Source organism: Verrucomicrobium spinosum DSM 4136 = JCM 18804 (genome assembly GCF_000172155.1).
GTDB classification, from domain to species: Bacteria; Verrucomicrobiota; Verrucomicrobiia; order Verrucomicrobiales; family Verrucomicrobiaceae; genus Verrucomicrobium; species Verrucomicrobium spinosum.
This window is the reverse complement of sequence record NZ_ABIZ01000001.1, coordinates 820,369-841,227: the sequence shown is the minus strand read 5'-3', so window position 1 is coordinate 841,227 and position 20,859 is coordinate 820,369. Positions and strand designations below refer to the sequence as shown.

The 20,859-nt window shown below is 62.0% G+C and carries 15 protein-coding genes; 8 read left to right on the top strand and 7 right to left on the bottom strand.

The genetic code is table 11. The features are described from left to right. Positions 1–15: 15 nt before the first annotated feature. The 3 genes from VSP_RS03165 to VSP_RS33645 form a co-directional block, all read right to left on the bottom strand. Positions 16–459 carry a DUF5069 domain-containing protein gene (locus VSP_RS03165; RefSeq protein ID WP_009958692.1) on the bottom strand — a complete coding sequence of 148 codons (444 nt, stop codon included), beginning with the start codon at positions 457–459 and terminating at the stop codon, positions 16–18. A 100-nt stretch (positions 460–559) separates the two neighbouring features. Beyond that, a complete protein-coding gene (locus VSP_RS03160; RefSeq protein WP_009958690.1) occupies positions 560–3,703 on the bottom strand; it encodes an efflux RND transporter permease subunit in 3,144 nt (1,047 codons plus the stop codon). After that, positions 3,700–4,917, bottom strand: a complete 1,218-nt coding sequence (locus tag VSP_RS33645; RefSeq protein WP_009958689.1) for an efflux RND transporter periplasmic adaptor subunit — start codon at positions 4,915–4,917, stop codon at positions 3,700–3,702. Before VSP_RS33645 ends, VSP_RS03160 begins: the two co-directional genes overlap by 4 nt. A gap of 215 nt (positions 4,918–5,132) precedes the next feature. On the opposite strand from VSP_RS33645, the gene VSP_RS03150 reads away from it, so the two are divergent. Next, on the top strand, positions 5,133–5,861 hold the full coding sequence (locus tag VSP_RS03150; protein ID WP_009958688.1) for a response regulator: 729 nt from the start codon (positions 5,133–5,135) through the stop codon (positions 5,859–5,861). Next, the gene (locus tag VSP_RS03145; protein ID WP_009958686.1) at positions 5,858–7,219 is read left to right on the top strand and encodes an ATP-binding protein; all 1,362 of its coding nucleotides are present in this window, start codon (positions 5,858–5,860) and stop codon (positions 7,217–7,219) included. Before VSP_RS03150 ends, VSP_RS03145 begins: the two co-directional genes overlap by 4 nt. 21 nt (positions 7,220–7,240) lie before the next feature. Here the strand turns inward: VSP_RS03145 and VSP_RS03140 are convergent, their stop codons facing one another. The 3 genes from VSP_RS03140 to VSP_RS33640 all read right to left on the bottom strand — a co-directional run bounded on the left by VSP_RS03140 (position 7,241) and on the right by VSP_RS33640 (position 10,248). Further along, positions 7,241–7,882, bottom strand: coding sequence for an MOSC domain-containing protein (locus VSP_RS03140; RefSeq protein ID WP_029190140.1), 642 nt, complete (start codon positions 7,880–7,882; stop codon positions 7,241–7,243). Positions 7,883–7,957: 75 nt separating this feature from the next. After that, entirely contained in the window at positions 7,958–8,398 is a 441-nt protein-coding gene (locus VSP_RS03135) for a DUF5069 domain-containing protein (RefSeq protein ID WP_009958683.1), read from the bottom strand. 101 nt (positions 8,399–8,499) lie between these two features. Beyond that, positions 8,500–10,248 carry a histidinol-phosphate aminotransferase family protein gene (locus VSP_RS33640; RefSeq protein WP_009958681.1) on the bottom strand — a complete coding sequence of 583 codons (1,749 nt, stop codon included), beginning with the start codon at positions 10,246–10,248 and terminating at the stop codon, positions 8,500–8,502. Positions 10,249–10,529: 281 nt separating this feature from the next. Between VSP_RS33640 and VSP_RS33635 the strand changes: the two genes are divergently transcribed. The 5 genes from VSP_RS33635 to VSP_RS03100 are packed head-to-tail and all read left to right on the top strand — an operon-like array spanning position 10,530 to position 18,452. After that, a complete protein-coding gene (locus VSP_RS33635) occupies positions 10,530–12,008 on the top strand; it encodes a sulfatase (protein WP_009958680.1) in 1,479 nt (492 codons plus the stop codon). 40 nt (positions 12,009–12,048) lie between these two features. Beyond that, complete coding sequence (locus tag VSP_RS33630) at positions 12,049–13,902, top strand: sulfatase-like hydrolase/transferase (RefSeq protein ID WP_009958678.1); 1,854 nt, start codon at positions 12,049–12,051, stop codon at positions 13,900–13,902. 39 nt (positions 13,903–13,941) lie between these two features. Then, a complete protein-coding gene (locus VSP_RS03110) occupies positions 13,942–15,384 on the top strand; it encodes a sulfatase (protein WP_009958677.1) in 1,443 nt (480 codons plus the stop codon). Then, positions 15,381–16,763, top strand: coding sequence for a sulfatase family protein (locus VSP_RS03105; RefSeq protein WP_009958675.1), 1,383 nt, complete (start codon positions 15,381–15,383; stop codon positions 16,761–16,763). The genes VSP_RS03110 and VSP_RS03105 overlap by 4 nt, the downstream gene beginning before the upstream one ends. Before the next feature lie 27 nt (positions 16,764–16,790). Further along, positions 16,791–18,452 carry a sulfatase family protein gene (locus VSP_RS03100; protein ID WP_009958674.1) on the top strand — a complete coding sequence of 554 codons (1,662 nt, stop codon included), beginning with the start codon at positions 16,791–16,793 and terminating at the stop codon, positions 18,450–18,452. A gap of 255 nt (positions 18,453–18,707) precedes the next feature. On the opposite strand, the gene tnpA is transcribed toward VSP_RS03100, so the two are convergent. Next, entirely contained in the window at positions 18,708–19,163 is a 456-nt protein-coding gene (tnpA, locus tag VSP_RS03095; RefSeq protein ID WP_009958672.1) for an IS200/IS605 family transposase, read from the bottom strand. 299 nt (positions 19,164–19,462) lie between these two features. On the opposite strand from tnpA, the gene VSP_RS03090 reads away from it, so the two are divergent. Next, a complete protein-coding gene (locus tag VSP_RS03090) occupies positions 19,463–20,839 on the top strand; it encodes a sulfatase family protein (RefSeq protein ID WP_157210707.1) in 1,377 nt (458 codons plus the stop codon). The last annotated feature ends 20 nt before the right edge of the window (positions 20,840–20,859 follow it).

Below are 20,859 nucleotides of genomic sequence, written 5' to 3'. Positions count from 1 at the left end.
CACCACGACACCTCATCACCCCTTGCGAACCGGACGGCCCTCGTCGGCGTCGATGAAGTCGAACATGGTGGCGATGTTGCCATCTGGACTGAGGCCGGCCTCGTTGAGGCGGAAGACCAGACGGTCATGGCTCTCATCACGCCAGCCGCGCTTGGCCATGAAGCCGTTCCACACCTCGATCTCCTCATCGTCAGGCTGGCCACCATGGTCGAATACCCAGTCCAGAATTTCCTCGTCCGTGCCGCCTTCCAGCGTGCGCTTCACGAGGTCGTCATACCGGACGCCAAGGAAATGGAGGCAGCGACGGTCAAACACACCCGGCTTTTCCCCCACAAAACTGGCGTAGTCCGCAGGAAGCTCCCCCAGGGCGTTGAGACGGATTTTGTCGAGCATGCGACCGAAATAAACAATGCCCCCCACTTTATCGTAGGGGCTGCGGAGACCGGGAACGTGAGGCATGAGAGAAGAATAGAGAGACCGTGCAGGTTCGCACGGGATTTGTGAGAAACGAGTTCGAACACGTGGGTGGAAGCCGCCCTCCACCCTGTTACATCACCCACTAGATGGCGGGTTCCAGCGGGGTGGATTTCCCGACCCCGGCCTCGCCGGCCTCTGCGGGCTTTTTGTGGGGCTGCACAAGGCGGTCGAAGAACAGGTACACCACCGGGGTGGTGAAGAGCGTGAGGGCCTGGCTCAAGACCAGGCCACCGACGATGGCATACCCTAACGGCTGGCGCAGTTCTGACCCGTCCCCATGCCCGAAGGCGAGCGGGATGCCCCCGATCATGGCGGCCAGGGTGGTCATCATGATGGGGCGGAAGCGCTTGATCGAGGCCTCATAGATGGCATCGAATGGTGACTTGCCACGGTCCCGCTCCGCCTCGATGGCGAAGTCAATCATCATGATGGCGTTCTTCTTCACAATGCCGATGAGGAGCAGAATGCCAATGATGGCGATCACGCCCACATCGTGCCCGAAGGCCCACAAGGTGAGGAGCGCACCCAGACCCGCAGATGGAAGCGTGGACAAGATGGTGAGCGGGTGGATGAAGCTCTCATACAACATGCCCAGAATGATGTAGATGGCGATGATGGCCGCCGCGATGAGATAGGGCTGTGACTTCAGCGACGACTGGAAGGCCTGGGCCGTGCCCTGGAAGCTGCCGGTGAGGGACGACGGGGTCCCCATGGCGTCACGAGCACGTTCCACAGCCTCCACTGCCTGGCCCAGAGCGATGTTGGGTGCAAGGTTGAACGAGATGGTCACCGCCGGGTACTGGCCCAGGTGGTTGACGGAGAGTGGCTTCGTGCTGCTCGCGTTGAGCTTCACCAGCGAGGACAGGGGCACCTGCCCGCCAGTGAGGGGGGATTTGAGAAACAACTTGTCCAGGGTGGAGGAGTCCTGCTGCAGTTCGGGCGACACCTCGATGATCACCTTGTACTGGCTGAGCTGGGTGTAGAACTGCGTCACCTGGCGCTCGCCAAAGGCATTGTACAGCGCGGCGTTGATCGCCTGGGTCTGGATGCCGAAGCGCGACGCAGCCTGGCGGTCAATCTCCAGGTTCAGGGCTGGGGAGGTGGACTCCTGGTCAGAGGTGACATCTCGCAGCTCTGGCAGGGCTTTGAGCTTCTCCACTACGCGGGGAGCCCAGGTGTTGAGCTCGTCCACATCGGCATCCCGCAGGGTGTACTGAAACTGGGTCTTCGAAGTCAGGCCGCCCACATTGAGATCCTGCTGCGGCTGGAAGTACATGCTCACTCCGGGGATGGAGGCCGTCTTCTTCCTCAAGCGTGCCACCACCACATCCATGGGGTCACGCTCATGCCGGTCCTTGAGCGTGATCCAGTAGCGGCTGCTGTTGCCGCCGGCGCTGCTACGCCCGCCGGAGCCGATCCGGTTCTGCATGCCCAGGATGGCCGGGTCCTCCATCAAGATCCTGCCCACCTGATCCGCCTTTTCATACATGGAGGTGAAAGACACGTCAGGGGCACCTTCTGCCGTCACATTGAGCATGCCCGTATCCTGCAGAGGGAAGAAGCCTTTGGGCATCTTGACGAAGACATAACCTGTGAGGCCAATGGTGGCGACGAGCGACAGCAACGTGAGCCGCTGATGACGCAGCACCACCTTCAACATGGATTCATAGATGCTCTCCATACCGCGAAAGAGTTTTTCCAGAATGCCATCCAGCCATCCCCTCAGCGTGCCTTTCTTGGGCAGATGGTGCGGACGGAGAAAGAGCGAGCACATCATGGGAATGAACGTGAGTGACACAAAGCCTGACACCAGCACGGCCACGGACACGGTGACGGCAAACTCACGGAACAAACGACCGACGATGCCGCCCATGAGCAGCACGGGAATGAACACGGCAATGAGGGAAAAGGTGATGGAGAGAATGGTAAAACCGATCTCCGCCGCGCCCTTCAGTGCGGCGTCCATGGGTTTCATCCCCTCTTCAATGTACCGGTAGATGTTCTCCAGCATCACGATGGCGTCATCAATCACGAAACCCACCGAGATGGTGAGCGCCATGAGCGAGAGGTTGTTGAGGCTGAAACCGATGACATGCATCACGGCAAAGGTGGCGACGATGGAGATGGGCACCACCGCACTGGAGATGAGCGTGGCGCGGCCGTTGCGCAGGAAGGCGAACACCACCATGGTCACCAGCGCCACGGTGAGCACGAGGTGCAGCTCCACCTCCTCCACCGAGGCGCGAATGGTCCGGCTGCGGTCACTCAGCACGTCCACCTGCATCGCAGGCGGAATGGCCGCCTGAAGCTGGGGCAGCAGTTCCCGGACACGGGCAATGGTATCGATGACGTTGGCGTCCGCCTGCTTGCGGATCATGATGCCCACACCCCTCTCGTTGTTGATGAGGGCCGCAGAGCGCATCTGCTCCGGCCCATCAATCGCACGGCCCACGTCACGCACCCGGATGGGAGCTCCGTTGCGGTAGGCAAGGATGAGATCGTTGTAAGGCTCTGCCTTCAAGATCTGGTCATTGGCGTAGATGGCCATGCTCTGCTTGGGGCCGTCGAAGCTGCCCTTGGGCGAGTTCACCGTGGCTGCGGCGATGACGCCGCGCACATCCTCAAGGCTGAGGCCCAGGGAGGCGAGCTTGACGGGATCCACCTGCACCCGCACGGCCGGCTTGCGCTCGCCCATGATGTCCACCTGGGCCACCCCTTCCAGCTGGGAGATCTGCTGGGCGATGACGTTTGAGCCATAGTCACTCACCTCTTCCAGAGGCAGTACTTTAGAGGTGAGGCTCAGCACCAGAATGGGCGCATCGGCCGGGTTCACCTTGCGATAACTGGGCGGACTGGGCAGGTTGGTGGGCAACTGCCCGGCGGCGGCGCTGATGGCGGACTGCACCTCCTGGGCGGCGGAATCAATATTAACATTCAGGTCGAACTGTATGGTGATCGACACGCTGCCCAAACCACTCGCGGAACTCATCTGCGTGATGCCCGGAATGAGCGCCAGCTGGTTCTCCAGCGGTGTGGCGACGGAGGAGGCCATGGTCTCCGGGCTGGCACCCGGCAGACGTGCCGACACCTGGATGGTGGGGAACTCCACCTGGGGCAGCGGTGCCACGGGCAGAAGCGGGAACGCCACCAGACCCACCAGGAAGATCCCGATGGTCAGCAGTGCCGTGGCCACGGGCCGCCGGATGAAGGGGGTGGACATGCTCATGACACAGGGTCGGCTTTGGCAGTGCGGATCTCCGAGGCACCACGGTTCCCCGCAGGAGCGGGCTCGCTCTGCATTTTTTCCCGCTGCGGGGTGACCTGGGCCCCCGGCTTGAGCTTGCTCTGGCCCTCGCGCACCACTTTCTCCCCTGCGGAAAGGCCATCCTCCACCAGGGTCGCTCCCTCAAACGTCAGACCAGTCTTCAAGGTTCGCGCCTCCACCGTGGAGTCCGCCTTCACCACATAGGTGAAAGGGCCGTCGAGACCGGGCTGGATGGACTCGGCAGGCACCACGATGGCGTTCTTGTGAGTCTCCACCAGCACTCGGGCGGAGACGAACTGGCCGGGCCAGAGGGCCAGCTTCTCATTGGCAAAGGTGGCTTTCAGCTTGAGCGTGCCCGTGTTGCTGTCGATCTGGTTGTCGATGAGTTCCAGGCGGCCCTCGTCCAGCACCGCACCCTCATCATCCAGCGCCTGGGCCACGAGCGGAGCGGCCCCAGGCTGCATGTGACGGCGGAGGAAGGGCAGGTTCTGCTGAGGCAGGGTGAACACGAGCGAGATGGGCTTGAGCTGGGTCACGACCACAATGCCGGCCCCTTGGTTCGCGGTGACAACGTTGCCGGCATCCACGAGGCGGACCCCGGTGCGCCCGGCGATGGGCGCACGCACCGTGGTGAAGTCCAGATCCAGCTGCGCCGACTCCACTGCGGCCTGGTCTGCCTGCACCATGGCCGTGAGCTGGGCCACGGAGGCCAGGGACTGGTCCAGCACCTGCTGGCTGACGGCGTTGTTCTTCACCAGGGACTGCACGCGGGTGAGCTCCAGCCTGGCATTCGTGAGCTGCGCCTCATCCTGCGCCTTCTTGGCCTGGGCCTGGGCAAGCACGGAGCGATAGGGGCGCGGGTCGATCTGCGCCAGCACTTCGCCCTGCCTCACGGTCGCGCCCTCTGTGAAGTTTACCTGGTCCAGCGAGCCCCCCACGCGCGGACGGACGGTGACGGTGTTAAATGCTTGAACCGAGCCAATCCCAGTCAGCCAGACAGGTACATCACGGGACTCAGCCTGCGCCACCAGTACGGCCACCGCCTGGGGCCCAGCAGGTTTTGCACCGGCTTGCCCAGCACCCGCACCGGAACCAGAAGCCCGCGCCCGCCAGAACACAGCAGCCCCGGCTGCCACCAGGACCAACAGAAACAAAAACCAGCGTGTCTTTTTCATGCGAAGAAGCGTCAGCACCCGTCTGGAAGGTGCCAGGGAGTGGCCCCCACCCAGACGATGCAACCCATAGAGGATAACATACAGAACCGGACGAAGCTTGCCATCCGGCCGCCTTTATTGTCGCGAATTGTCGCGGATGAAGCGGGCCTGACACACTTTGATACAATTTCGCCAGCACTGGCAGCGTGCCACGCAAGTATCATTCTGTGGTAACAATGAACCCTCCGGACCCTGCTCCTCTCATCTCTGTCGTGGATGACCACGGGGAGATCCGCGAACTGGTCGTGCGCTATCTCAGCCAGCATGGGTTCCGTGTCACGGCCGCCCAGGATGCCACAGATTTCCGCCAGCAATTGGAAAGAGAGAAACCAGACTTGGTGGTACTGGACATCATGATGCCCGGTGAGGATGGGCTGGCCCTGTGCCGCCACCTCCGGGCGGAGACGCAGATCCCCATCATCTTTCTCACCGCTATGGCGGAGGATGCAGACCGGATTGTGGGGCTGGAGCTGGGAGCAGATGACTACCTGGTGAAGCCGTTCAACCCCCGTGAACTACTGGCGCGCATCCGCGCCGTGCTGCGTCGCGTAGGCACCCTGCCAGAGATCCGCAGCACGCATCAGGCCGTGCAGGTGAAATTTGGAGACAAGACCCTGGATGTGCGCCGGCATGAGGTGACCGGGCCAGATGGAGTGGCCATCCCCCTGAGCACTGCGGAGTTCCGGCTGCTCTGCGTTTTTCTGGATCATCCGGGCAAGGTGCTGAATCGCGATGCGCTGCTGGACCTGACCAGCGGACGAGAGGCGGATGTGTGGGACCGCAGCATCGACAACCAGGTGAGCCGGCTGCGCCGGAAGATCGAGCCTGACTCCAAGAACCCCACCCTCATCAAGACCCACTGGGGGGATGGTTATTGCTTCACGGGGAAGGCGGTGGTGGAGTGAAGGCCTTCTGGACGCGGCGTCTCATTGGCCAGTGGATCATGGTGATGCTCCTGGCACTGGGGATCTCCCAAGTCTTGTTTTATTTCATCTTCCGCGCAGAGCAGATGCGATCCCTGCGAGAGGTGCGGCGGGAGGAGTTCCTGGCGCGCACGGCCTCGGTGGTGCGCCTGGTGAACACCGTGGGTCCTGAGCTGCACTCCGAGATCCTTGGCGCAGCCAACACCCCGGTGGTGCGGTTTTGGTTCACCACCGCGTCCATTGAGGATCCGATAGCGTGGCAGAACGAAGGCCGCAACAAGATGCTGGAGCCCCCCCGCCCACCGGCGGCAGCGGACCTCCCCCCGCAGGCGGACGCGAAATGGGACAAACAACACCCCAATGAACGGCCTGAGACGGCGAGCGCGAGGCTGATGCACCTGGAAGACTGGAACGGATTCGGACTTCAAATGCCAGTGGGGCCGAATCTGTGGCTGCAAGGGGTGTATGCCAAGCCCGCCTCCACCGGCCCTCCCTGGTACTACCATCTCTCCATGGGCATCTCGGCCGTGCTTCTCACGCTGGGCGCCGTCATGCTGGTCCGCCGGGTGGGCCGCCCCCTGGAGCGGCTCGCGGAAGCCGCCGAAAAAGTCGGCCGGGGGGAAGAGATGGCCCCGCTGCCGGAAGAAGGCGCTGACGACATCCGCCACACCACCGCGGCCTTCAACCGGATGCAGGAGCGCCTGCGCCGTTTTGTGCAGGATCGAACCCAGATGGTGGCCGCCATGAGCCACGATCTGCGCACCCCCATCACCTCCATGCGCCTGCGGGCAGAGTTCATCTCGGAGGCTGACACCCGGGAGAAGATCATCGCCACGCTCGATGAGATGAAAGCCATCGCAGAGTCCACCCTGGCCTTCGCCCGGGAGGAGGCGGCGACAGAGCCGACCCGAACGGTGGACCTGAATGCCCTGCTGGAGAGCCTCTGCGATGATCTGGCCGGGCTGGGCTGGGACGTGACCTTCGCCCCCGGCAACCGGACGCCCTGGCGCTGCCGGCCCGATGCCATGCGGCGGGCGGTGCGCAACGTCGTGGAAAACTCCGTGCGCTACGGCCACCGCGCTCGCGTGGCCCTGGAAGTTCGGGGACAACGGGCTCTCATCACCGTGGACGATGACGGCACCGGCATTTCCGAGGAGGACAGCGAGCGGGTGTTCAACCCCTTCGTGCGCCTGGAGAGTTCACGCAATCGCGGTACTGGCGGCGTCGGCCTGGGTCTGTCCATTGCCCGCACCATCATCCGCAGCCACGGTGGAGACATCACCCTGGCCAACCGCCCCGGTGGCGGCCTGAGGGCGAACATAGAACTGCCCAACGACTAAGCCGCCCACCGCCGCACCGGGTCAGTTTTTTGCCAGCCTTTCCTCGAACTCGCTCCGCACCAGGGGCGAGAGGGCCTCGATCTTCAGTGCCCGGCGCAAGTCTGCAGGAGTGCCTTCGTGCAACCGGTGCATGCCCAGCAAAGCGCGGACCGTGACCCCCTCCGGATCCCGCGCCAGGACCTCGACCGGGTCACCCGCCGCCACCATCCCGCCCTCCACAACGCGATAGTAGAATCCGCTGCGACCGCTCTGGAGAAACGGCTTCAAGATATCAGGGCGGTTCAGTTTATGCCCCAGCTTGAAGCAGGGGATGCGCTCGCAGGTGACTTGCAAGACAGAACCGCCGATCCGGTGGACGTCGCCAATGCACACCTCCGTTTCCAGCAAGCCGCTCACGGTGAGATTCTCACCAAAGGTGCCTGGTTCCAGATGGTCACGGTTCAACTCCTGCCGCCAGTGGGCATAGTGCTCTGCAGGATACGCATAGACGGCCTGATAGGGACCGCCGTGCACCTTCAGATCGGCCTGCCCATCCTCTTCCAATCCCAGCGGATACACCATGACGGGGGCAGGCACCGGCTCCTTGTAGATGCCAGTGGGAACTTCTTTGCCGTTGACCTCAACGAGGCGGACCAGGGACCGGTTGACGGAGAGAACTTTCATGGAAGGCAGGGACGGGGCCTGCTTCGTGAAGAAAGAACAGTGCCACCCCACCCCCACAATACCGACACTGAACGGCTAAGACGAGAACCGAGGCTGGCGGCCTTCATCCATGTCATGCAGGTCCACATAGGTCTGAATGTCGTTGCGGTCCTGCCAGCCGTTGGCAGCCTTGGCCTCGATGATCCCCGGTGAGCCGCTGTCACGCCAGCCACGTTTGATCAGGAAGGAATTCCACACCAGGATCTGCTCATCGTTGGGGAACTTGCGATCACGAAAACACCAGGCGAGCAATTCCTCATTGGTGCCGCCCTCCAGGGTACGAACCACCAGTTGATCATAGTCCACCTCCCAGAAGCGACAAAAGCGGGCATCGAGGCAGGTCTGATCCATGAACCCGCGCAGATAGTCCGGGGCGAGCTTGCCTGCGGCATGCAGGCGGATCTTGTCCACCATGCGGGCAAAGAAGACGATGCCCGAAGTTTCCTCGTAGTCGCTGACAGGGATCTGATAGCTCATGGGACAACTTGATGAGCGGCGGCGACTTGGCAAGGAACAGGTGATGCCCCTTCCGCTCTAGTGGTCACGCCCGAGTGGCAAGTCTGCCGGAGCAGGAGTGCCTAGTCCAGGCAAACATCCAGGATGCTCAGCATCCGCCGGTTCGTCGCGGCATCTTTGACCGCGAAGCGGAGGGCATGGGTGCCCAACTGGCTGCCCATGCCGGCGGCATCGCGCAGATAGAGGCCAAAGCCACGGCAGGCCTGGACCACCTCTGCGGCGGAGGGACCTTCGACCGGGAGATGGGTAAGCAGATAGTTGGCGGAACCGGGGACCACGTGGAAGCCGCGGTAGCGCAGGGCGGCCGCCAGATTCTCCCTCAGCTCCCGGGTCTCCGCCCAGCGGGCGGTGTAGTAAGCGGGGCTCTGGAGGGCTTTGACCGCTGCGACCTGAGAGGGCAGGCTCACCACCCACGGCGGCGTCCAGGCGCGCAACTCCTCAAGCTGATGAGCAGCGGCGCAAAGATATGCCACCCTGGCCCCGCTCAGGGCATAGACCTTGGACATGGACTTGCACACGATCAAATTCTCGCTCTGGGCCGCAGCGGTCTCCAGAGACTGGGCCGGCTCCACAAAGTCCACGTACGTTTCATCGATCCAGACCCGGGTCGAAGCCGGGGCGGCAGCCAGAGTTTGAAGCAGGTTCTGCCGGGTGATGTGCCTGCCCGTGGGGCTGTTGGGATTGACCAGCACCACGAGATCATACCCGCGGCCCAAGGCAGCCTTCAGGGTCTCCAGCGGCACCTCGTAGCGGTCCTCACGCTTCAGAGTGAGGCGGTCCACCTGGCAGCGAATGACCTTTTCCAGCACGTGAGCATACTCTCCATAGGAGGGGTCCAACAGCAACACGCGGGAGGCAGGCGTGAGCCAGCGGGAGAAGGCACGGAAGATGAGATCGGAGGAGCCAGCCCCGGGCAGGAGCTGCGCGGGCCTCACCCCACGCGCGGTGGCAATGACCTCCAGCAGACCGCCACAGTCAGTGGGTGGGGAGGTGCGCAGCAACCAGGGCAGGTGCCGCTCCAGAGTTTCCTGAACCGCGGGCGCGGGAGCATACCAGGCATCCAGCACATCTGCATTGATGATCCCCTGGGCAGAATCCAGGCGGTCGAAGCGCGGACCGATCCGGTCAAAAAACGCGCCCCCGTGAAAACAGGCCGCGGGCTTGCGGAAAGCGATCCCGAGCTGCCAGTTCACATGCCGCTCCAGGCGATCCAGCAAACCGGTCATGCGGTCCGTCTCGCGGTGGAGGGCCTCCACGGGAGCATGCAGCAGGCGATACGTCACGGCCCCGGATTGCACACTGGCTCCGCAGTCGCGAAGCCCCGCCTTCAGGTAGATGGAGAGCACCTCCTCCCGGCCGATGGCCATGATGTGGGTGCCGCCCCGCGACTCCACCCATCGCAGCGCCCCGTACATGAGCAAGGCTGCGATCTCTGACCCCCGACTGGCCTTGAGCACCGTGAGCAGGCGCACTTCGTAGAGGGTCGCGTGAACCTGAATTGGCAGTTCCTCACGGCTGAAATACTTGTCGATAGAGTAGGAAGGGCTCTGGGGCGGGGTGATGCTGATGAACCCGGCCAGGCCACCATCCATCTCCAGCACGAGGTAGTGATTGGTGGCATCCAGGCGGTCCGTGAGCTTGCCGGTTGGATTTGCCGGATGCTGCCCGATCTCCTGGGCATACACCTCATGCCGGATGGCGGAGACGCGTTCCCGATCCGCTGGAGTGGCGGGCCGGAGGGTCATGCGAGAACCGCGGTCCCGGTCGGAGCGGTCAGCCGTGAGGTGGGGAGTCCGGTACAGCGTTTGCATGGCGGCCACTCTGGAGAGAGGCGGCAGAGCCCGCGACTTGATAAAATCAATGGCCCTATTGACCGGGCCAATACACCATCAGTCCAAAAAAGCCAGCATTGCACAACGTCAGGCCATCACGGCCAAAGTGGCGGCAATGGGATGCAGCCCACCTATGCAGGACTTCAAGTGATGGCTGATGCCCGGGAGGAACGCAAGAGAAGGCGCATCGCCCGAAATGGCTCCAGATTGACGTAATTCTGGTGCTGGGCAGGTCGTTTACGGGGCTTCCCTGTACTGCCATGGCTACACGCTTCCGTTTTCCCCTCCACTTCATCGCCCTGCTCTGCGGCTTCACTGCCACGTGTAGCGGGGCGCCCGCGGCCCCCAATGTGCTCTTCATCGCCATTGATGATCTGCGCAATGATTTGGGAGTTTTGGGAAACGAGCGCGCCCGGACGCCCAGGATGGATGCCTTTGCCCGGACGGCACGGACCTTCAGCCACCACTACGTGCAGGTGCCCACATGCGGGGCATCGCGTTGCGCGCTGTTGAGGGGGCGCTATCCGCAAACTGCCGCGCAACTGGGCAATGGTGCCATCGCCAGCACCCAGGGCCAATGGGGGGACGCCAATCTGCCGGCATGGTTCCAGCGCCACGGCTACAAGACCTACGCGATGGGCAAAATCACGCACCACCCCGGCGGTCGCACCGGCAGGTTGTGGGCAGAGGGTCCCGAGGAGCTGCCGGGTTCATGGGACAGGTGCTGGATTCCCGAGACGCCCTGGGGAGCCCCGCAGCATCTTATGCACGGCACGGCCAACGGCAAACCCAGGGTGCCAGGGGTGACGCTGCCGTTGGAGTCCTTTGACGGCCCGGACCATTCTTATCCCGATGCCTTCGTGGCCGATGAGGCGGAGCGCATGCTGGCAGGGCTTAGCACGTCTCAAAGCCCCTGGTTTCTCGCCGTGGGCTTCTTCAAACCCCACCTGCCCTTTGCCTGCCCCAAGTCCTACTTCGATCTTCAAGGAATATCACCCTTCCCAGCCCCGGTCGAGGCGGCAGCCGCGAAACCTGGCTGGCCCTCCACCTGGCACAAGAGCGGAGAGCTTCACGGAAACTACGCGAGGCTCGCCGGAGACGACACGGACCTGCTCCCTGAAGTGGCGGCAGAGGTGCGGCGGGCATATGCCGCCTGTGTCAGCTATGTGGATGCCCAGGTCGGCCGGGTGCTGACCACCCTGGAAAAACTGCACCTGGATGACAACACCATCGTCGTGATCTGGAGTGATCACGGCTTTCTGCTCGGAGAACACAACATCTGGGGCAAACACTGCCTGTTTGAAAAGGCCCTCGTCAGCCCTCTGATGATCCGTCACCCGAAGATGAACGCCCCGGGAGTGACGAGCAGAGCGGTGGTGGAAACCGTTGATCTGTTCCCCACGCTGACGGATCTCTGCGGATTGCCTGCACCAAAGGAACTCGATGGAAGGAGTCTTCGCCCCCAGATGGATTCGCCCTCCGCTCCTACCAGCAAGCCCGCCCGCTCGTGGTGGACGCAGGGTTGGCGGTCACTCCGGGATGATCGCTGGCGCATCAGCTCACGCCCGGGTACGAAGAATCAGCCTGAAGCCGTGGAGCTCTTCGATTACCAGACGGATCCGGATGAGACGCGCAACCTCGCTGGAGAACAGCCGGAGATCGTCTCCAGGCTGATGGCCCAACTCCAGGAGCTGCCTCCCATACGTGTAGTACCTGGCACCAAGTCCAATGGTGAATGAGCCTCCTCTGCGCTGCGCTCGCTGAGTCACCATCTTCTCCATGCCCCTTTTGATCGCCATGTACCGTTTTCTCCTTGCCACCCTGCTGCCACTGATCTTTGCGTCTTGCTTAAGCCCACTAAGGGCTGCGCCAGACCGCCCCAACATCCTCTGGGTGACCAGTGAGGACAACAGCCCCTATCTGGGCTGCTACGGAGATGCCCTGGCTCTGACGCCAAATCTGGACAAGCTGGCCGCGGAAGGGGTTCGATACCGCAACGCCTATGCCAACGCTCCCGTTTGCTCGGCCGCGCGCAGCACCCTGATCACCGGCATGTGCGCCTCCAGCCTGGGCGTGCAGAACCACCGCAGTGGCGTGGCCATCCCGGCCGGATTCAAGCTCTACCCCGAGGTGCTGCGTGCCGCCGGGTACTACTGCACCAACAACGTGAAGACCGACTACAATGTGGCGGGCACAGGAAACAACGTCTGGAGCGAAAGCAGCAAGAAGGCGCACTATCGCCACCGCGCTGCGGGGCAGCCGTTTTTTGCCGTCTTCAACTTCACGTCCAGCCATGAAAGCCAGGTGGCCCCCAAGAAGGGCAAGGATACCTTCCGCGTCCCGCCGGAAAAGATCGTGCTGCCGCCCTATCATCCTGACACGCCGCAAATCCGGAAGGACTGGGCCAACTACTACGACCAGATCACCCTGATGGACAGCCAGGTGGGCGAGGTGCTCAAGGAGCTTGAGAAAGAGGGTCTGGCGAATGACACGATCGTCTTCTACTACGGCGATCACGGTGGCGCGCTGCCGGGAGGCAAGCGACATCTGCATGACGCTGGCACCCGAGTGCCTCTGATCATCCGCATCCCGGAAAAGTGGGCCTCATGGCGTCCGGATGCGCCCGGGAGCTGGGTGGAGCAACTGGTGTGTTTCGCCGACTTCCCCGCCACTGTCTTCAGCTTGTGTGGCATCGCCCAGCCCGCCAACTACGAAGGTCGCGCCTTTCTGGGCAACAACAAAATACCACCACGAAATGATGTCTTCCTCTTCCGGGGCCGCATGGATGAGCGGTATGACACCGCCCGCGCCATCCGCACGGGAAGCCATCTCTACATCCGGAACTACAGCCCTCATCGTCCATGGGGCCAGCCCTACAGCTACCCATTTGAAGTGCAGCCCAGCATGCGCTCCTGGTTCGCGGAATATCAGGCAGGGCGGTGCAATCCCGCGCAGTCGGCGTATTGGCAGCCCAAGTCCGGTGAAGAGCTCTATGATGCCAGCGGGGACCCGTACAACATCAAAAATCTGGCCGCAGCGCCAGAGCAGGCCGCACGGCTGCAGGAGATGGCGAAGCTTTTGCGTCAGAAACTGCTCCAGACTCGGGACACCGGGTTCATCCCGGAAGGCATGTACACACGGCTGGCGGGAGACAAGACACTGTACGACTATGCTCAAAGCAGCAACTATCCGCTGGAGCGCATCATTGATGTGGCCGATCAAGCCTGTTCAGGGAAAGCAGACGGCCTTCTGATCCTGATCAAGGCTCTGGAGGATCCCAACCCCGTCATCCGCTACTGGGCAGCGACCGGATGCCTCGTTCTCAAAGAGAACTCCGCTCCCGCCAAAGACAAACTGCTGGGACTGGCGAAGTCGGATGACTGGGCAGACGTCCGCGTGGTGGCAGCGGAGGCTCTGGGCTGGCTGCATGGCGAACGCGAAGGTCTGGCCGCATTGAAGGAGGTCATCGCCAGCGGGGGTCCGTATGAAATACTGGCCGCACTGAATGCGTTGGATTTCATGACCGACGCCGGCCATGTCCCGCTGGAGGAGGCCCAGGCAGTTGTGCGAGGACTGACTCTTAAGGAGCCTGCGGACCGCATCCAACGCCGTCTGTTGGAGCGTTCGCGATAATTCCACGCCCACCTTTCCATCAATCAGTCATTCACAAGGATGAACCGAATTCCCCTGACCCTCGCCGCGATCCTTCTGGCTGCCAGCGCAGCCGCTGCCGCCACCCCGGAGCGCCCCAACGTTCTGCTCTTTCTCGTGGATGACTTGGGAAGCCAGGACCTGGGCGTGGAAGGATCCAAATTCTATGAAACCCCGGCGATCGATGCTCTCGCGGCATCAGGGGTCCGCTTCAGCAGCTTTTACTCCGCTCATCCCGTCTGCTCCCCCACCCGGGCCGCACTCATGACCGGCAAGGTGCCCCAACGCGTGGGCATCACCGACTACATCAAGCCCAAGTCCGGCGTGGCCCTTCCCACCGCTGAAACCACGATTGGCGAGGCCTTTGCCGCGCAGGGTTATCAGACGGGCTACGTGGGGAAGTGGCACCTGGGTGAGGCCGATGCAGACCAGCCCGCTCAACACGGCTTTCAATGGACCGCCGCGGTCAATCGGGGTGGCCAGCCTGCGAGCTACTACTACCCCTACCGCAAGAAGGATGGCAAAGACACGCTCTGGGACGTGCCCGATCTGGAGCCAGGCACCGAGGGAGACTACCTGACGGATGCCCTGACGGGAAAGTCGCTGGAGTTCTTGAAACAACGGGACACCACCAAGCCCTTCTTCCTTTGCTTCTCCCACTACGCCGTACACACCCCCATCCAGCCACCCCAGGAACTGGTGGCAAAATACCAGGCCAAGGCCAAGGCGATGTATGGCGACGCCCCCGCTCCTCCAGTGGAGGCTCCATTTGGAGCCCAGTCCCGCCCCCGCCAGGATGACCCTGCCTACGCCGCTCTGCTGGAGAATCTGGATACCAACATCGGCCGTGTGCTCAAGGCCCTGGAAGAGCAGAAGCTCCGGGAGAAGACCATCGTGGTGTTTACTTCAGACAATGGCGGACTGTGCACGCTGGCCAAAGGTCGCACCGGCCCCACCAGCAACCTGCCGTTGCGCTGCGGCAAGGGCTGGAACTATGAAGGCGGCATCCGTACGCCGTGCTACATCTCCTGGCCGGGCCATCTGAAAGGCGGGACCGTGATCGGCACCCCAGCCTACACGCCCGATCTCTACCCCACCCTGCTGGAGTTGAGCGGGCTGCCCCAGTTGCCAGAGCAGCACCTCGATGGGCGCTCCCTCGCCAACCTGGCTGGCACCGGGACAGACGACTCGCTCCAGGAGCGCCCCCTTGCCTGGTACTACCCCCATGAGCATGGCTCCGGCAGCCAGCCCTCGGCCGCGCTTCGGCTGGGTTCATGGAAACTGATCCACTACTTCACCACCGGCCAAAATGAGCTCTACGACCTTTCCTCCGATCCCGGGGAACACCGCAATCTGAGCGCCCAGCAATCTGAAAAGACCCGCGACCTGCACCAGGAGCTGATGAAATGGGTCGCCACGACGAACTCAAAGCCCAAAACCAAAACCGTCTCCTCTGCCAAATGACCGTCACCTCCCGATTCCTCCTCCTGGCCACTGCTGCGGCGGGGCTCACACTCAGCCCGGGCTCGCAGGCTGCTGACCGGCCGCCCAACATCGTGATCATCTTTGCCGATGATCTGGGCTATGGCGATCTGGGCTGCTATGGCTCACCCACCATCGCCACCCCGCACCTCGACCAGATGGCGGCCGAGGGGCTGCGCTTCACTGACTTCTACGTTGCCTCGGAGGTCTGCACGCCCAGCCGGGCCGCCCTGCTCACGGGCCGCTACCCGGTGCGCAGCGGCATGTACGGCAAACGGCGGGTGTTGTTTCCCAATTCCACGGGCGGACTGCCTGCGGGAGAGATCACTCTACCGGAAGCCCTGAAGGCCCGTGGCTACGCCACCGCCCATGTAGGCAAGTGGCACCTCGGCATTCACGAGGGATCACGCCCTCTGGATCAGGGGTTCGACCAGAGCTTTGGTCTCCCGTACTCCAATGACATGGATGCCCGCCCCGACCTTCCCAAAGGGTCCACCGGATCCCCCACCCCACCAATCGATGGCTGGAACGTACCCCTGCTGCGCAATGGCGAGGTGGTGGAAAAGCCCGCCGACCAAGTTCATCTCACCGGGCACTACACTGAGGAGGCCGTAAAGTTCATCCAGCAGAAGAAAAGCCAGCCCTTCTTCCTCTACATGGCCCACAGCTTCCCGCACGTGCCGCTGTTTGCGTCGGAGAACTTCAAAGGCAGGAGCAGGGCCGGCATATATGGCGACACGGTGGAGGAGCTGGACTGGAGCGTCGGACAGGTCCTTCAGACATTGCGCAAGGAAGGACTGTCTGAGAATACCCTGGTATTCTTCACCAGCGACAACGGCCCCTGGCTGATCATGGGCGCTCAAGGAGGCAGTGCCGGACCACTCAAAGATGGAAAAGGCAGCCATTGGGAAGGCGGCATGCGCGTCCCCGGCATCGCGTGGTGGCCGGGACACATCAAGCCAGGCGTGAGCCGCACACCCGCCAACTCCATGGATCTGTTTGTCACCTCCGTGGCCCTCGCAGGAGCTGAAGTCCCCAAGGATCGGGTGATCGACGGCACCGACATCCGCCCCCTCCTGCTGGAGGGCAAAGCACTGCCCGAACGCCCCTTCTTCTACTACCGCGGTGACCAGCTCTATGCCTGCCGTCTGGGTGAGTGGAAAGCCCACTTTATCACCCAGCCAGGCTATGGTCCCGGCAAACGTGAAGTTCAAGATCCGCCTCTGTTGTTCCACCTGGGCCTGGACGCAGGTGAAAAACGCTCGCTTGCAGCCGAGCATCCCGATGTGCTCGTCCGCATCCAGGAGGCTGTGAGCCAGCATCGCACAGGGGTGATACCTGGAACTCCACAACTGGACTGACCAGTCCGTTTTAGCACCTTCGTCATCATGAAACGACTCTTTCTCCTCTTCGTCGCCGCCTGCTGGGGCGGTCTGACCGCCCTTTCACTGCCTGCGGCCGAGACCAAGCGCCCCAACATCCTCTTCGTCTTTGCGGATGACTGGGGACGCTACGCCAGCATCTACTCCGAGATCAACGGGCCGGGAGGAATCAACGATGTGGTTCGCACCCCTAACTTCGACCACATTGCCCGCGAAGGGGTGCTGTTCCGCAATGCCCATGTGAATGCGCCCTCCTGCACTCCCTGCCGCAGCTCCCTGCTCTCCGGCCAGTACTTCTGGCGCACCGGTCGCGGATCGATCTTGCGCGGCGCGGTGTGGGACGAGAAGATTCCTTCCTACCCCCTGCTGCTGAAGGATGCCGGATACCATATCGGCAAGTCCTACAAAGTCTGGGGACCGGGCACTCCGGCAGATGCCCCGTACGGCGGGCAGAAGTACGCCTACCAGAAGGCGGGCGGCAGGTTCAACAACTTCTCTGAGAACGTGTCTGCCCTGGTGGCCCAGGGGAAGGATATCGAGGCCGCGAAGCAGGAGATGTATCACGAGGTTTTAGGAAACTTCCGCGACTTCCTGTCCGCCCGTGAAGCCGATGCTCCGTTCTGCTTCTGGTTTGGACCCACCAACGTCCACCGCTCCTGGAAGCAGGGCAGCGGCAAGGCGCTCTGGCACATCGATCCCGACACCCTCGAGGGCAAGATGCCGCCCTTCCTGCCCGATGTACCGGAAGTGCGCGAGGATCTCGCCGATTACTTTGGCGAAATCCAGGCGCTGGACACCATGCTGGGTCTGCTGATTGAAGATCTGACGAAACGCGGAGAACTGGAGAACACCCTCATCGTCATCAGCGGTGACCATGGCGCACCCGGCTTTCCTCATGGCAAGTGCAACCTCTATGACTTCGGCACCGGCGTGAGCCTGGCCATTGCCGGACCCGGTGTGAAAGGAGGTCGCGTGGTGGATGACTTCGTGAACCTCCCTGACCTCGCCCCCACGTTCCTGGAGGCAGGAGGTGTGGCTGTGCCCGAGGTGATGACCGGCCGGAGCCTCTGGCCCGTGCTGAAATCAGACAAATCCGGTCTGGTGGATGAGAACCGCACCTGGGTGGTGACCGGCCGGGAACGCCACGTGGAGAACGCCCGGGCTGACTACATGCCCTATCCCCAGCGGGCCATCCACACGGCAGATCACCTCTTGATCATCAACTTCAAGCCCGACCGCTATCCCATGGGCGATCCCTACCGTCTCGACAGCAGCGATCCGCCCACGTACGAGGAAATAAGAGATGAAACCCGGGCCACCTTGCCCGATGAGGACTCCGGCCCCACCAAGGCCTGGCTCGTAGGCCAGCGCAACAGCCCCGAATGGAAGGCGCACTTCGAGTGGGTGTATGGCAAACGTCCACGCGTGGAGTTGTATGATCTGAAGAAGGACCCCCACCAGACCAAGAACGTGGCCGAAGATCCGGCCTATGCCCAAGTGAAGGCAGGATTGGAAAAGCGGTTGTTGGATGAGTTGCAGCGCACCGGCGATCCGAGATTGGTGGAAGATGGGAAGTTCTTCGAAACCCCGCCGATGTCCGGGCCGTTGAATGACGCGGAAGGCAAACGTGGGGCGGGGAGGAAGAAGGGGGCGGGGAAAGTGGAGTAAGGCGGGAAGGCATTCTTCTCGGCGGCATCTGATCCCTGGAAGGGATCCGTAACACAGCCCAACGTTGGACGAGCCTCAGGCGAGTCAACGTTGGGCACGGCCCAGAAAGCGCCGACATCCTGCAGCCAATCCCCGAAGGGGATTTCTAGCACAGCCCACCGTTGGCGAGCCTCAAGCGAGCAAACGGTGGGTTAGCAGGCGGAGCCGTTCCAACCTTGAAAAGGTTGTCTTGATGGTTCTCGCTCACCTTTTCCATCAATCCCAGACATACCGCTCGTCCCACTCCACAACATGCCGCTTCAGCAACGCGCGCAATTCATCCTTGAAATCGGTCTTCTGGTGATGCTCCTCCTGATTCTGAATGTAGTGCCGCACCGCCTCAATGTTGGAGACACTCACTGAAAAGGCGGCATAACCACCCTGCCATGAAAAGTCCTTCAGCACAGGCACCTTTTCCTTTACCCAGACATTCGAATTGCGTTTCAGCTCTTTGATTGCATCTGCGACAGTCATTGTTTTGGGCAGCCTCACAAGAAGATGGACATGATCTTCCACACCGCCCACCTCCAATGGAACACAATCCAATGATTGGGCTATTCCTCCCAGAACGGCGTGCATTTCGTGGCGAACACCTGCATCCTTGAGGAACGGACGACGATCTTTGGTGGAAAATACCAAGTGCAGATAAATGGCGGAGAGGCATTGTGCCATTGAGGTGGAGAAGTGGTTTGTGCTGACGATGCGAGCTCTAAACGGGTGAAGCATCTAGACAACCTTTTCAAGGTTGAAATCTCTCCTCAAAACCACCCAACGGCGACTTCGCTTGAAGCTCGTCGGCGTTGGGCTGTGCTAGAGATCCCCTTCGGGGATCGGGATACTATGGGTGTCACAGTCCTGGATAGACCCCAGACTCCCCCATCTCTCCTGAAATGCGCCCTCACCCTTTCGCGTTGAAATTCCACCGCAAACTCGCCCCGCGCCGCGCTCTCACTCTCCGCACCACAAGCCCCATGCCTTCCTCACACCGACTCTCTTTCCACGGTCTCCTATTCCTCGTCATTCTATCAATCCTTCCCGCTCTCACTCCTGCCCTGTGTGCCGCATCTGAAACCCGTCCGAACTTCCTCATCATCATCACCGATGACCACGGCTATGGCGATGTCTCGGCCTATGGTGCCAAGGATGTGCAGACGCCCTACATCGACCGGCTCGCCACGGAGGGCATGCTCTTCACGAACATGCGGGCGAACTGCACGGTGTGCTCCCCCAGCCGGGCCGCCATCCTGACCGGACTCTATCCCGACCGGGCGGGGGTGCCCGGGGTGATCCGTACGCAACCGGAGAACTCGTGGGGATACCTGAAACCCAATCTCCCGACTCTTGCCAACCGATTGCATGATGCAGGCTATCATACGGCGGCAATTGGCAAATGGCACCTGGGTCTGGAATCCCCCAACCGGCCGAACGAGCGCGGATTTGATCTCTTCCATGGCTTTCTGGGAGACATGATGGACAGCTACACCACCCACCTGCGTCATGGAAACAACTACATGCGCCTCAACCAGGAGGTGATCCAGCCTGAGGGGCATGCCACGGACCTCTTCAGCCAATGGGCCAGCGACTATCTCAAATCCCGTGCATCGAACGCGGACAAACCGTTCTTCCTCTATCTTGCCTTCAATGCCCCGCACTTCCCCATCGAGCCGCCGCAGGAATGGCTGGATCGGGTGAAGCAGCGGCATCCGGATCTCGAACCCAAGCGGGCCGCCAACGTGGCATTCGTGGAGCATCTGGATGACCGGATCGGTCAGGTGCTGAAGACACTGGATGAAACGAGCCTCGCCAAGGAGACCGTCGTGATCTTCACCGCGGACAACGGGGGCTCCCTGCCCCACGGCCAGAGCAATCTCCCGTGGCGGGGAGGAAAGCAGGACCACTACGACGGCGGATTGCGAGTGCCCTTCATCGTGCGCTGGCCGGGGCATGTCACCGCAGGGTCACGCCAGGACTACGCAGGGTTGGGCTTCGACAGTGCCGCGACTTTCCTCGAACTCGCAGGTGTTGCGCAACCTCCAGACACCGATGCAGTGAGTTTGGTTCCCGCGTTGAAAGGGCAGACCATGCCGGCGGGGCGCGAGCTCTATTTCGTGCGCCGTGAAGGCGGTCCTGAATATGGCGGCAAAAGCTATGAGGCCATCATCAAGGACGGCTGGAAGCTCATGCAAAACGGGCCCTTTGCCCCACTGGAACTCTACAACCTGGAGGATGATCCCAAGGAGGAGCGCAATGTCATGGGCAAGGCACCCAAAATCACGCGGGAGCTTTCGAGTGCGTTGCGGCGGCACATTCAGAAGGGCGGGGCCGTACCCTGGCAGAAGCCGGAGTAGCGGTCCGCCCAACGGCCGGG

What these genes read in the sequence shown, in the direction of transcription:
- VSP_RS03165 (WP_009958692.1), bottom strand. Translation starts at nt 459, where the DNA reads ATGCCTCACGTTCCCGGTCTCCGCAGCCCCTACGATAAAGTGGGGGGC.
- VSP_RS03160 (WP_009958690.1), bottom strand. Translation starts at nt 3,703, where the DNA reads ATGAGCATGTCCACCCCCTTCATCCGGCGGCCCGTGGCCACGGCACTG.
- VSP_RS33645 (WP_009958689.1), bottom strand. Translation starts at nt 4,917, where the DNA reads ATGAAAAAGACACGCTGGTTTTTGTTTCTGTTGGTCCTGGTGGCAGCC.
- VSP_RS03150 (WP_009958688.1), top strand. Translation starts at nt 5,133, where the DNA reads ATGAACCCTCCGGACCCTGCTCCTCTCATCTCTGTCGTGGATGACCAC.
- VSP_RS03140 (WP_029190140.1), bottom strand. Translation starts at nt 7,882, where the DNA reads ATGAAAGTTCTCTCCGTCAACCGGTCCCTGGTCCGCCTCGTTGAGGTC.
- VSP_RS03135 (WP_009958683.1), bottom strand. Translation starts at nt 8,398, where the DNA reads ATGAGCTATCAGATCCCTGTCAGCGACTACGAGGAAACTTCGGGCATC.
- VSP_RS33640 (WP_009958681.1), bottom strand. Translation starts at nt 10,248, where the DNA reads ATGCAAACGCTGTACCGGACTCCCCACCTCACGGCTGACCGCTCCGAC.
- VSP_RS33635 (WP_009958680.1), top strand. Translation starts at nt 10,530, where the DNA reads ATGGCTACACGCTTCCGTTTTCCCCTCCACTTCATCGCCCTGCTCTGC.
- VSP_RS33630 (WP_009958678.1), top strand. Translation starts at nt 12,049, where the DNA reads ATGCCCCTTTTGATCGCCATGTACCGTTTTCTCCTTGCCACCCTGCTG.
- VSP_RS03110 (WP_009958677.1), top strand. Translation starts at nt 13,942, where the DNA reads ATGAACCGAATTCCCCTGACCCTCGCCGCGATCCTTCTGGCTGCCAGC.
- VSP_RS03105 (WP_009958675.1), top strand. Translation starts at nt 15,381, where the DNA reads ATGACCGTCACCTCCCGATTCCTCCTCCTGGCCACTGCTGCGGCGGGG.
- VSP_RS03100 (WP_009958674.1), top strand. Translation starts at nt 16,791, where the DNA reads ATGAAACGACTCTTTCTCCTCTTCGTCGCCGCCTGCTGGGGCGGTCTG.
- tnpA (WP_009958672.1), bottom strand. Translation starts at nt 19,163, where the DNA reads ATGGCACAATGCCTCTCCGCCATTTATCTGCACTTGGTATTTTCCACC.
- VSP_RS03090 (WP_157210707.1), top strand. Translation starts at nt 19,463, where the DNA reads ATGCCTTCCTCACACCGACTCTCTTTCCACGGTCTCCTATTCCTCGTC.